Below are 12137 nucleotides of genomic sequence, written 5' to 3' on the forward strand. Positions count from 1 at the left end.
CCAACGCTGATGGTTCAGCCCACCAGCCTTGCTTCCCTGGAGGCCGGGTTCGAGCGGGAGGCTCGCCTGGATGAGCCCTTTGTGGTGCTCACCGTGGCGGCGAGCCTGATTGCCACCCTCGGGCTGCTGGCCGATAGCCCTGCGGTGGTGATCGGGGCGATGTTGATTGCGCCTTGGATCCTGCCGCTGCGCAGTGCCTCCTTCGCGATCGTGGAGGGGCGGCTTCCGCTGGTAGGGCGAGCGCTACTCACCCTGGCGGTGGGTGTGGCGATCACCATGGCGCTGTCGGCGGGGTTGGGCTGGCTGGCGCGTCTTCCCGTGCTGGGCGATGAGGTGCTGCGCCGCACCACCCCCAACCTGCTGGATCTCGGCATCGCTCTGGTGGCCGGTTCGATCGCCACCTATGGACGGCTCCGTCCCGAGGCGGTGTCGTCGATCGCCGGCACCGCCATCGCGGTGGCCCTGGTGCCGCCGGTGTGTGTCCTTGGCCTCCTGCTTTCGATTCAGCAGTGGGGTCCGGCCCGTGGCGCCGCCCTGCTGTTTGCCGCCAACCTGCTGGGCATCCTTTCGGGTGGCCTGCTCACCTTGGTGGTGAGCCAGGCCAGCCTGCGCCAGCAGTTGTGGCGTAGCCGCATCGGCCTGGTGAGCTTGCTGCTCACCGGTTTGCTGTTGATTCCTCTCACCGGCAGCTTCCTCAGCCTGGTGAAGCAGGCCCAACGCCGCCAGGCCCTGCAACAGGTGGAGCGGGCGATCACCGAGAGCTTGCGGCAGCGCACCATCACCCTTGGCAAGGATTCGGAGCTCACCGGTGTTTCGATTGATTGGAATCAGAACCCGCCGCTGATCAAGGCTGCGGTGAGCGTGAGCCGGCCGAATCTGCCCACCTCAAAGCAAGTGGCCGCCGTGCAGGACTTCATCAACAAGCAGCAGGGCTTCAACTTCCGCCTGCTGGTGCAGCGGGTGTCGATTGATGTGATCGGTCCTGAAGCCGCCCCCAATCCAAAGCCGGTGAGCGTGGAGGAAGCCGTTCCCAGAGCCCAGCCGGAACTATCCCCCCAGTCGGCTTCCATCACGGCAGATCAGCCCCAGGCAGACAACAAGCCGCCTTTAGCCGACAATTGAGCGGTCTGTTGATCGCTACATGCCCTACGCCCTGAGTGCGTTTGAGATCGTCGCCGGCATCCTGTTGCTGTTTGGCGGCGGTGAGCTGTTTGTTGCCGGCTCGGTGGCGCTCTCGCTGCTCTTCGGCATTCCCCAAATCGTGATCGGCCTCACGGTGGTTTCGATGGGTACGAGCGCCCCGGAACTGTTCGTGAGCCTGCTCTCCACTATCCAAGGGGGCGCCGGTGGTGACGCCATCGCAGTCAGCAATGTGGTGGGCTCCAACATCTTCAATGTCTTGATCGTGCTTGGCGCCAGTGCAGCGGTGATGCCGCTGCGGGTGAAGAGCCGCCTAGTGCGCCGGGATGTGCCGCTTTTGCTCGGCGTTTCGATGGCGACCTGGGGTATGGCCTCCGGCGGCCGGCTCACCTGGGTCGCTGGCCTGGCTTTGATCACCGGCACGGTGATCAATCTGCTCTGGGAAATCCGCAGCGCCAAGGAGGAATCCTCCGAAGCGTCTGATGACATGGACACGGATGGGGCCGCTCCCGCCCCGGTTGCTGCTGCGAAGTTGGCGGCAGGGCTTGGTCTGCTGGTGCTGGGCTCGCAGGTCTTGGTGAAAGGTGCGATCGCTGCTGCCCAGGGCCTGGGCGTCAGCGAAACCGTGATCGGTCTCACGATCGTGGCCGCTGGCACGTCGATGCCAGAGCTGGTCACCTCGTTGGTGGCCGCCTATCGCGGCAAGGCTGATCTGGCCATTGGCAATGTGGTGGGTAGCAACCTGCTCAACCAGCTGGTGATCCTCGGTCTTTGTGCTCTGGTTTCCGGAGAGCGCGGCCTGGGTGTTGATCCGGTGATGCTGGTCCGCGACTTTCCGATCATGGTGCTCACGACCCTGGCTTGCTTGCCCATCTTCTGGACGGGTGGCGTGATCACACGGCTGGAAGGTTGGATCCTGATCGCGCTCTATGGCCTTTATGTCATCGAGCAGATCCTTTCCAGCACTGCTTCAACGGCCAGTGATGAGTTCCGGCTCATTGCCTTGGTTGCCATCCTCCCGGCTCTGCTGATCTTCCTGGTGTGGACGGTCCTGCGTTGGAAGAAGAAGCGTCACCAGCTCGCCTGATCGAGGATCAGCCGACAAGCACCGCGGGGATCTTCGCCACGTTGAGCCCCGCGGTGCGGGCATCTCTGCAGAGGGCCTCACAGCTCTCATTCTTCAGGCGGACCGCACCAGAGCAGATCAGATCCCAGGTGCTCGTTTCGAAGTGGGTCTGCAGCCAGAGCATCCCGATCACAGAGCGCGGTACGAGTTGGAAGCTGTCGCCCTTAGCGGTGAGGCTCAGATCTGTGCCGTGGCGATCCATGACCCAACAAAAAACCTCCCCCCATTGGAGGGGGAGGTTGCGTTGGCTGTCGTAGCAACAGCCACCAATTCGGGATCGTGTGGTGCTCAGCCCTGGTTCACCTGCTGGGCAGCTTCGGCTTGGCGGTGGTGGTAGGCGTGGCCGCGGTACTGCAGTTCCACCTCGGTATCCACCGGAGCGGCTTCATGGCGCAGGGGAGCGTCGTAGTGCTGACCGCGATAGGCGTGATCCACGGGCTGAGGGCTGGGTTGCTCGTGGCTGGCGTTGTCGTAGCTGACGCCGCGGTATTGAAGTTTGGTCATCGGATGGGCCTCGAAGGGTTGAGGAGGGTCTGGTGTCAGACGGGTCCGCTTCGTGGGAAGGAGCGTTGCTTCGCCTAGCGGTGGGCTACTTCCGGTGAACCAGGGCCCAGGGGCGGCTCACCCAACGTTTTGTCCTTCTGTGTAAGTTGTACCGAATCGAGACTGTTCATGGTGAACATAACGCCCCTTTCTTCACAAAAAGATGATTGCAAATGTGCTTGCGCAAGCTTTTGCCCGGGGAATCCCTTGCGCTGCCGGTTGGTCTTGTGTGCCGTTTTGTAGCGGCGGTAACAATCCGTGGTGCCGGGATCGCGAATGATCTGTGGTCAATGGCGGACCACCGCCATCACCAACCAGCGATTCTTATGACTGTTGCCTCGCCCACTTCTCGGCGCCGGCCGAGAAGTTTGCAGGAAGCGAGTCTGTTGGAGGCTCCCGAGCTGCTGCTGCGCAAAGTTCGCGGCCTCTCCTCCAACCGCACGCTCACCTGGCTGGCCTGTGTTCCCATCGCGCTGATGGGTCTGGGCCTGTTCAACCTGGCCGCCCATGCCGCCGAGCTCCCCGAGCTCACGCCGGCATTCCTGGCCAACAACATGTTCCTGTTGATCTGTGCCGCGCTGGTGATCTTCATGAACGCCGGCTTCGCCATGGTGGAAGCCGGGATGTGTCGCCAGAAGAACGCCGTCAACATCCTGGCCAAGAACCTGATCGTGTTCGCCCTGGCGGTGACCGCTTATTGGTTCATCGGCTACAAGATCATGTACAACGCCGATTGGGTGATCCCCGGTTGGTTCAAGTTCGGCGGTCTCTTCTTCGACCCCACCGTGACCCCCGAGATGGTGACGGACGGTTCGCTGGTTCCTAGCGTTGATTTCCTGTTCCAGGCTGCCTTTGCTGGTACTGCCGCCACGATCGTGTCGGGTCTTGTGGCTGAGCGCATCAAGTTCGGCGAGTTCGTGATCTTCTCGCTTGTGCTGGTGGGCATCCTCTACCCGATCTCCGGTTCCTGGCAGTGGAACTTCCCCGACGACGCTGGCGTTGGTGGCGGTTGGCTGAATCGTCTTGGCTTTATCGACTTCGCCGGTTCCACCGTGGTGCACTCCTTCGGTGCCTGGGCTGGTCTGGTGGGAGCCATGCTGCTTGGCCCCCGCATCGGCAAATTTGTGGATGGCAAAACCCAGGCCATCCCTGGTCACAACCTCTCGATTGCCACGCTCGGCTGCCTGATCCTCTGGCTCGGCTGGTACGGCTTCAACCCCGGCTCCTGGCTCTCGATGGCACCTGAAGTGCCTTACATCGCTGTCACCACCACTCTCGGTGCAGCCGGCGGCGGCATTGCAGCCACTCTTGTGAGCCAGTTCACCGGCGGCAAGCCCGACCTCACCATGACCATCAACGGCATCTTGGCCGGCCTGGTGGGTGTGACGGCTGGTTGCGATGGCTTCTCGATGCCCGCCGCTTGGGTTGTGGGCTTCATTGCCGGCATCCTCGTGGTGTTCTCCGTGGCTTGGGTTGATGGTCTGAAGATCGACGATCCTGTGGGCGCCTTCTCGGTGCACGGCACCTGCGGCATCTGGGCAACCCTGGCTGTGGGCCTGTTCAACGTCGACAAGGGTCTGTTCACCGGCCATGGATTCAGCCAGCTCGGCATTCAGATCGTGGGTGTGCTGGCTTTCGCGATCTTCGCGATCGTGAGCAGCTTCATCGTCTGGTCGATCATCGGTGCCATCTTTGGTGGCATCCGCGTTACCGAGAAAGAAGAGATCGAAGGTCTCGATATCGGTGAGCACGGCATGGAGGCCTACCCCGACTTCGCTTCCGCCAAGTGATCGTCGGCTCCGGCTAACCCTTCCAGCCCGCCGCAAGGCGGGCTTTTTGCTGTTCTGTCATCCTTAGGCTTAGGCCGTGTTTCCGTAGCGGCCGTGCCCTGCCCCAGCTGTGGCGCTCGCCTGGCGGCGGTGTCGACACAACCCCCGATCCGCCTGATCTGCGCAGGTTGCGGACGACCCTTGCCAGTGAAGCCGCCGCTGCCTGCCTATCTGTGGTGGACGCGCAATGCACGCCGCTGGCTGATTCTCCTGTTGGTGGTGGTGCCACCGTTGCTGCTGCTTGGCCTCCCGCCTCTCAACGAGCGAAGGGTTGATCGCGGGGAGCGTTCGCGGCTCGGACGCGTGACCACTGGCCGTGCGACCCAGGGCAAGCCTGGGGAGCCCTCCAGAGCCCCGCACGCATCCGCTCATCGCTGACTATGCCGAAGCGTTCAAATTGAACAGTCAGGCGCCATGTTCCGATTCAGCGTGAACGATCTGCACGCGATCGAGCTGTGGCTTGCGGGTACTGCGGTGAGCGTTTGATCAGTAAAACCTCGGAGGGGTTGAGCTGCTGCGGCTGCGGCCGGCCCTTGGCGCAAACCCGGCCCCAGGCTATGCGGGCCTTCTCGGCGAAGACCCTGATGGTGTTCGGCCTGTGGCTGATCGCGGCCCTGCCCTTCGTGGGTGCCATCGCGGTCACCGATGAGATGCGCTCCGGTGCGCTCACGTCTGAGATGGTTGAACCTCAGGAGTAGCAGCTCTCGCTGCGATTAGGCGTCGCTGCTGGCCTGGCGGCGCCACAGTCGCCAGATCTTCTCCAGCTCCAGATAGAGGAAGAAGAGCAGGCTGAAGCCCACGCAGACGCCCAGATCCGCGCCGGAGAGCGCTGTGGTGCCGAAGAAGTTGGACAGCACTGGCACATAGAGCAGCAGCAGTTGCAGGCCGGTGGTGAGCAGCACAGCCCAGATCAGCCAGGGGTTGGAGAACGCTGCCACCTGCAGCAGCGGCAGATCGCTGCGAGCCGACAGGGCATGGCCCATCTGGGCCAGGCAGAGGGTGGTGAACACCATCGTTTTCCAGTGGTCACCGCTGTGGCCGGAGGCGTAAAGCATCAGGCCGATCACGATCACGGCAAACACGATGCCGATGCGGATGATGTAGCGCCCAATGCCCCGGGCGAAGATCGATTCGCCGGGCTCTGCTGGCGCTTTTTGCATCAAACCCTCCTCGCCGGGCTCGAGCGCCAGGGCCAGAGCCGGGACACCATCGGTCACCAGGTTCATCCAGAGGATTTGCAGCGGTGAGAGCGGCACGCCCACCAGCCCCAGCAGCGGCGCCGAGGCGATGGTGATCAGCTCGCCCACATTGCTGCCGAGGATGTATTTCACGAAGCGGCGGATGTTGGCGTACACCAGTCGCCCCTCCTCCACCGCATTCACGATCGTGGCGAAGTTGTCGTCGAGCAGCACCATGTCGGCAGCTTCCTTACTCACCTCCGTGCCGGTGATGCCCATCGCAACTCCGATGTGGGCCTGCTTCAGGGCCGGGGCGTCGTTGACGCCGTCACCGGTCATCGCCACCACCTGGCCATTGGCCTGCAGCGCCTTCACGATCCGTAGCTTCTGCTCGGGCGCCACCCGCGCGTAAACGCTGCAGCGGGCCACGGCTTCCCGCAGCTCCGGCTCGTCCATGGCCTCCAGCTCCCGGCCCAGGATCACCTCCCCTGCGGCATCGGTGAGGCCGATCGCACTGCCGATCGCCCGGGCGGTGAGCGGATGATCGCCCGTGATCATCACGGGGCGGATGCCGGCCTGGCGGCAGGTGGCCACCGCCGTGGCCACCTCCGGCCGCGCCGGATCGAGCTGCGCCATCAGCCCCAGCAGCACTTGCCCTTCCAGTTCTTCGTCAGGACTGTGGTGGTGCGGGGCGCAGGCGAAGGCCAGCACCCGAAGCCCCGAGCCGGCCAGATCGCGGGCTTGATCCAGCCACCACTGCCGCTGCCCTTCGTTCAGGGCCACCACGCCGGAGCCATCGATCCAGCGATCGCACAGGCCGAGGATCACCTCCGGTGCCCCCTTGCTGATCAGGAGCCGCGCTGATCCGCTGGCACTGCTGCCTAGGGGCCCCTGCAGCTCGGCGCGGGGATCCTCGATCCACACCGCCATCAGCTGGCGCTCGGAGCTGAAGGGAATTTCGGCGGCCCGCCGGTAGTGGCTGCGCAGCTCGAAATCATCGATACCGGCCTTCAGGGCCACCACCGAGAGGGCCCCTTCGGTGGGATCGCCGAGGATGTCCCAGCTGCCATCGGCGAGTTGCTTGTGTTCGGCATCGCTGCAGAGCACACCGGCCTGCAACAACAGGGTGCGGGTACCGACGGCGCTTCCGGCGCTGACGCCGGCAGGAGCCTCGATGTCGCTGGCGGTCATGCTGCCGCTGGGGTCGTAACCCTGGCCGCTCACGCTTACGCGCTCGGTGCCTACCCGTAGTTCCTGCACCACCTGGCGGTTCTGGGTGAGGGTGCCGGTTTTGTCGGAGCAGATCACTGTCACCGAGCCCAGGCCCTCCACCGCCGGTAGGCGCCGGATCAGGGCGGAGCGGCGCACCATGCGTTGGGTACCGATCGCCAACGTCACTGTGATCACTGCCGGCAGGCCCTCCGGCACGATCGCCACCGCCATCGACAGCGACACCTCCAGCAGGTTGAGCGGGTCTTGCTTGAGCAGCAGGCCCAGCACCACCACCACCGCCACCAGAGCCAGGGCACTACCCACCAGCACCTTGGCCAGTCCATCGAGGCGTTCCTGCAGCGGCGTGCTTTCACCGCCTGCGGTGTTGATCAGCTCAGCGATCTGCCCCAGTTCGGTGCCCATGCCGGTGGCGCTCACCAGGGCCACACCGCGGCCCCGCACCACCTCGGTGCCCTGGAACAGGCAGTTCTGGCGCTCCAGCACCGGAGTGGCTTCCTCCAGCACCAGCTCGGCTTTTTTGAATACCGCTTCGGCTTCACCGGTGAGCGCCGCCTCGCGCACCCCAAGATCGGCCGCCTCCAGCAGGCGGGCATCGGCGGGCACCCGATCGCCGGCCTCCAGCCGGATCACATCGCCGGGCACCAGCTCTTCGCTGCCCACCCGCTGCCACTGGCCATCGCGGCGCACCTGCACCATGGGTTGCGCCATGTCGCGCAGGGCGAGCAGGGCTTGCTGCGCCTTGCTTTCCTGCAGATATCCCAGCAGGCCGTTGAGCACCACGATCACCAGGATCGCGATCGCATCTTTGGGAAATTCCTGCTGATGCAGCGAAACCGCCGCTGACACAGCCGCCACCGCCAGCAGCATGATCAGCATCACGTTGCTGAACTGATCCCAAAGGATCTGCCAGGCGCTACGACCTTCTGACAGTTCGAGCTTGTTCGGGCCGAATGCCGCAAGTCGCCGTGCTGTTTCAGCCGTGGTGAGTCCGTCGCGGCTGGCCTTCAGCTGCTCCAGGCAGGCCCCAGGGGCGAAGGCGTGCCATTGAAACTCTGGTGACTTGCCCAAGGCCTTCTGGAGCTCGTTGCTACAAGGCCATCCTCGCTGGACTCAATTGATCTGGCTGAGGAATTGGCGGCTGCGCTCGTGCTGCGGGTTGGCGAAGAACTGCTCCGGCGGCGCTTCTTCCACCACTTGCCCTTCCGCCATCAGCACCACACGGCTGGCAACCTGCCGGGCGAAGCGCACCTCGTGGGTCACCACCACCATGGTCATGCCGACGCGGGCTAACTCCTGCATCACCGCCAGCACCTCCTGCACCATCTCCGGATCGAGGGCGCTGGTGGGTTCATCGAACAGCATGATCCGTGGCTCCATGCAGAGCGAACGGGCAATCGCCACCCGCTGCTGCTGGCCGCCGGAGAGCTGGCCTGGATACTTGCGGGCCTGCTCGTGAATGCCTACCCGCTCCAGGAGTTCGAGGGCCTGCTGTTCCACCTCCCGCTTGGGCCGCTGCCGCACCAGCGTGGGCGCCAGGGTGAGGTTCTCCAGCACCGTGAGGTGGGGGAAGAGGTTGAACTGCTGGAAGACCATTCCCACTTCCCGGCGGATCGCATCAATGTTGCGCACGTCGTTGGAGAGGGGCATTCCATCCACCACGATCGAGCCCTTCTGGAAATCCTCCAGGGCGTTGAAGGTGCGGATAAAGGTGCTCTTGCCGGAGCCCGAGGGACCCATGATCACCACCACCTCACCCTGGTGCACGGTGAGATCCACCCCCCGCAAGGCCTGAAAGCCATTGGGGTACCACTTCTCAACCCCGCGGGCTTCGATCATCACGGGGAGGGCTGTAGGGCTGGTCATGCCTTCGATGTGGCGAGGGGATTGAGGCGGGTTTCGAGGGCGCGGCTGCCCAGGCCCAGGGCGGCGCAGCAGCACCAGAACAGCACGGCCAGCACCAAGTACACCTCAGCGTTTTTGCCCAGGAATTCCGGATTGGCCATCACCGTGCGGGCGGTGCCCAGCAGATCCAGCAGCCCTATCAGCGAGAGCAGGGTGGTGTCTTGCAGCAGGGTGATGAACTGCCCCACCGTGGCGGGCAGCGCCACCCGCAGCGCCTGAGGCAGCACCACATGGATGAGGGCCTGGTGCATGGGTAGGCCCAGCGAGCGGGCCGCTTCTAGTTGCCCCGGCGGCAGGGCCACCAGGCCGGAACGAACGGCTTCGGCCACATAGGCCGCGGCGAAGAAGGTGAGCACCCAGGCGGCTCGCCACACCCGATCCGGCGCTAGTCCACCGGGCAGCAGGAAGCCCAGGATGTTCTGCCCGAGGAACAGCAAGGTGATCAGCGGCGCGCCGCGGATGAACTCGATGTAGACCACCGAGCCCCAGCGCAGTAGTGGCAGTTCGCTGCGGCGGCCCAGGGCCAGCAGGATGCCCAGCGGGAAGCAGAGCAGGATTGCGAAGCTGGCCTCTAGCAGGGTGAGGAGCAGTCCGCCCCACTCACCTGGAGGCACCCGCATCAGGCCGAGGCCTCCGCTGATCAGCACCATGCCCACCAGGTAGAGCACCGGCCACACCAACGGCACCAGCCGCAGCAGCGGCGCCGGCAGTGCCTGGCTCCAGCGACCCGCCGCCCAGCGCACCATCAGCAGGAGCGCCGTGATCCCCCACCAGCGCAGTTGAATCGGCAGCTCCAGCTTCAAGGCCCAGCTGCCGATCACCGCCAGGGCGATCAGGATCCCGGCCGCCAGCTGGTCGTTGCGGGGCCAGGTGCCCCTGCCGCGCAGCAGGCCCCAGCACAGGCCGCTGGCGGCAGCCAGCAATCCGGTGAGCAGCCACAGGCGCCACTGTTGCTCGATCGGGTAGCGCCCCACCGCGAACAGGGTGGTGTTGGCCTGGATCACAGCCCACTGGGCTTGAAACAGCACCCAGCGCAAGAAGGCCGTGCCCACGGCCAGCAGAAAGCCCAGCAGCGCCAGGGTGATCACGCTGTCGACGGGCGTGGCGAACAGTTCGCGGCGCAGGCGGGAGAAGGTGAGGGAAGGGACTGTCATCAGCGCTCCTTGATCTGCACCCAGCTGTTCACGCCATTCATCAGCGCCGAGATCAGCAGATCGATCACGAGATAGGACCCCAGCAGGATCAACACCACTTCCACGGCACGGCCGGTTTGGTTGAGGGTGGTTTCAGCCACGGAATAGAGATCGGTGTAGCCACAGGCCACCGCCAGCGAGGAGTTCTTGGCCAGAGAGATGTATTGGCTGTTGAGGCCCGGCACGATCACCCGCAGCGCCTGGGGCAGAACGATGCGCTGCAGCGTTTGCAGCGGCGTGAGCCCGAGTGAGCGGGAGGCTTCCCATTGGCCGGGCGGTACTGAAGCCACTCCGCCGCGCACCACTTCAGCGATGAACGCGGCTGTGTACACCACCAGGCCGGTGAGCAGGGCCCCGAACTCCACGGTGAGCCGCAGTTGCCCGTGCCACACCCCATCGATCAGCTCGGGCTTGCCGAGAAACAGCCCGGATTTGGCCAGCACCACACCTGGTAGCTGGATCGCCTGCTCGCCCCCGGGCAGGGACAGGAACACCACGAAATACCAGAACACCAACTGCAGCAGCAGCGGGATGTTGCGGATCAGCTCCACATAAACCCGCGCCAGGCGCCGCAGTAGACCATTGCTGCTGAAAGCCGCCACGCCGATCAAGGTGCCCAGCACCGTGGCCCCCACCAGGCCGGCCACCACCACCCGCAGGGTGTTCACCAGCCCGGCCAGCAGGGCGCGCCAGTAGGGCAGCTCCGCGTTGAAGGGCAGCAGCGTTTCCGAAACGTCGAAACCGGCGGGGTTACCCAGCCAGCTCCAGCTGAGCAGCAGGCCGGCGTTGGTGAGGTTGCGCACCAGGTTGCCCACCAGGAACGCCACCACCACCAGCACCACCAGGCCGGCGACGCCTTGCACCAGCCAGGGAATCAGCCGCCGGTTCCGCCACCAGGGGGTGACCGCAGGGGAAGGCATCAACGGAAGGGTGGTGAGTAGATCAGGCCGCCGTCGCTCCACTGGCGGTTGAGGCCGCGCTCGAGCTTGAGCTTGGAGCCCTGGCCGACGTTGCGCTCAAACAGTTCGCCGTAGTTGCCCACGGCTTTCACGGCTTGCACCACGAAATCCGCTGGCAGGCCCAACTGCTTGCCGAAGTCGCCCTCTACGCCCAAGAAGCGGCGCAGGTCGGCCTGGTTGGGGTTGGCTTTGGCTTCGGCCACCTTGGCGTCGATGTTGGCTTGGGTGATGCCGAGCTCCTCGGCCTGCATCAGGCCATAGATCGTCCAGCGCACGGCATCAGCCCAGCCCGGATCCGCGTTCACCGTCACGGGGGTGAGCGGTTCCTTGCTCAGCACCTCCGGCAGCAGCACATGGCCCGCGGGATCGGGGAAGCTGGTGCGCTTGGCCGCGAGCTGCGAGCGGTCGCTGGTGACGGCCACGCAGCGGCCCTGCAGGTAGGCGGCGTAGGTCTGGTCGCCGGTTTGGAATTTGAGCGGGGTGTAGGTGGCCTTGATCTCACGCATGCGATCGGCCAGGTTGAGCTCGGTGGTGGTGCCGCTCTCCACGCAGATCGGTTTGCCGGCCAGATCTTTCAGGCTGTTGATGCCGGCGGCCTTTGGGGCCATCACGCCCTGACCGTCATAAAAAACAGTGGGAGCGAAGCTGAGGCCGTTGCCGCCGGAAGCATCACGGCTCAAGGTGTAAGTGGTGTTGCGCGAGAGCAGATCGATCTCACCACTGGCCAGGGCAGCGAAGCGCTCACTGGAGTTGAGATCGCGGAACTCCACTTTGCTGGGGTCGCCCAGGGTGGCAGCCGCCACCGCCCGGCACACATCCACATCCAGGCCGCTGTAACTGCCGTCGGGGCTCACGAAACTGAAGCCGGGCAGCTTGCCGTCGACCCCGCAGAGCAGCTTGCCGCGGCTCTTCACCCCATTGAGCTTCTGGCTTTGGATACCGCCGCCATCGCTGGCGCAGCCCACTAATGCCAATGCGACCAGAAGAGGTGCACATAGGGCGAGCTTGCGCAACCTGACCATGGAGGCGGTACA

At 64.7% G+C, this 12137-nt stretch carries 11 protein-coding genes; 4 read left to right on the forward strand and 7 right to left on the reverse strand.

Features of this window, described 5'->3' with window-relative positions; genetic code table 11:
• The first annotated feature begins 9 nt into the window (after nt 1-9).
• Nucleotides 10-1122 (forward strand): DUF389 domain-containing protein, encoded by a 1113-nt coding sequence (locus tag H9532_RS15105; RefSeq protein ID WP_296370058.1) that lies wholly within the window; start codon nt 10-12, stop codon nt 1120-1122.
• 19 nt (nt 1123-1141) lie between these two features.
• Nucleotides 1142-2227: a calcium/sodium antiporter gene (locus H9532_RS15110; RefSeq protein ID WP_296370060.1), complete on the forward strand. Its 1086-nt coding sequence runs from the start codon at nt 1142-1144 to the stop codon at nt 2225-2227.
• A gap of 7 nt (nt 2228-2234) precedes the next feature.
• Here H9532_RS15110 and H9532_RS15115 read toward each other — a convergent pair whose 3' ends face one another.
• Nucleotides 2235-2468 carry a hypothetical protein gene (locus H9532_RS15115; RefSeq protein ID WP_296370062.1) on the reverse strand — a complete coding sequence of 78 codons (234 nt, stop codon included), beginning with the start codon at nt 2466-2468 and terminating at the stop codon, nt 2235-2237.
• An 86-nt stretch (nt 2469-2554) separates the two neighbouring features.
• Nucleotides 2555-2770: a DUF4278 domain-containing protein gene (locus H9532_RS15120; protein ID WP_296370065.1), complete on the reverse strand. Its 216-nt coding sequence runs from the start codon at nt 2768-2770 to the stop codon at nt 2555-2557.
• Nucleotides 2771-3135: 365 nt separating this feature from the next.
• Here H9532_RS15120 and H9532_RS15125 point away from each other — a divergent pair, with 365 nt between their 5' ends.
• Nucleotides 3136-4599, forward strand: a complete 1464-nt coding sequence (locus tag H9532_RS15125) for an ammonium transporter (RefSeq protein ID WP_296370066.1) — start codon at nt 3136-3138, stop codon at nt 4597-4599.
• 596 nt (nt 4600-5195) lie between these two features.
• Nucleotides 5196-5336, forward strand: coding sequence for a hypothetical protein (locus H9532_RS15130; protein ID WP_296370068.1), 141 nt, complete (start codon nt 5196-5198; stop codon nt 5334-5336).
• A gap of 15 nt (nt 5337-5351) precedes the next feature.
• Here the strand turns inward: H9532_RS15130 and H9532_RS15135 are convergent, their stop codons facing one another.
• Genes H9532_RS15135 through H9532_RS15155 form a run of 5 tightly spaced genes read right to left on the reverse strand, consistent with a single transcriptional unit; the run spans nt 5352 to nt 12125 of the window.
• On the reverse strand, nt 5352-8117 hold the full coding sequence (locus H9532_RS15135; RefSeq protein ID WP_296370071.1) for a cation-translocating P-type ATPase: 2766 nt from the start codon (nt 8115-8117) through the stop codon (nt 5352-5354).
• 42 nt (nt 8118-8159) lie between these two features.
• Entirely contained in the window at nt 8160-8912 is a 753-nt protein-coding gene (locus H9532_RS15140) for an amino acid ABC transporter ATP-binding protein (RefSeq protein ID WP_296370073.1), read from the reverse strand.
• Entirely contained in the window at nt 8909-10105 is a 1197-nt protein-coding gene (locus H9532_RS15145; protein ID WP_296370075.1) for an amino acid ABC transporter permease, read from the reverse strand. The genes H9532_RS15140 and H9532_RS15145 overlap by 4 nt, the downstream gene beginning before the upstream one ends.
• Entirely contained in the window at nt 10105-11064 is a 960-nt protein-coding gene (locus tag H9532_RS15150; RefSeq protein ID WP_296370076.1) for an ABC transporter permease subunit, read from the reverse strand. The genes H9532_RS15145 and H9532_RS15150 overlap by 1 nt, the downstream gene beginning before the upstream one ends.
• Nucleotides 11064-12125 carry an amino acid ABC transporter substrate-binding protein gene (locus H9532_RS15155; protein ID WP_296370078.1) on the reverse strand — a complete coding sequence of 354 codons (1062 nt, stop codon included), beginning with the start codon at nt 12123-12125 and terminating at the stop codon, nt 11064-11066. The genes H9532_RS15150 and H9532_RS15155 overlap by 1 nt, the downstream gene beginning before the upstream one ends.
• Between the last annotated feature and the right edge of the window lie 12 nt (nt 12126-12137).

Source organism: Vulcanococcus sp. Clear-D1, from assembly GCF_014654725.1.
Taxonomy (GTDB): Bacteria; Cyanobacteriota; Cyanobacteriia; order PCC-6307; family Cyanobiaceae; genus Vulcanococcus.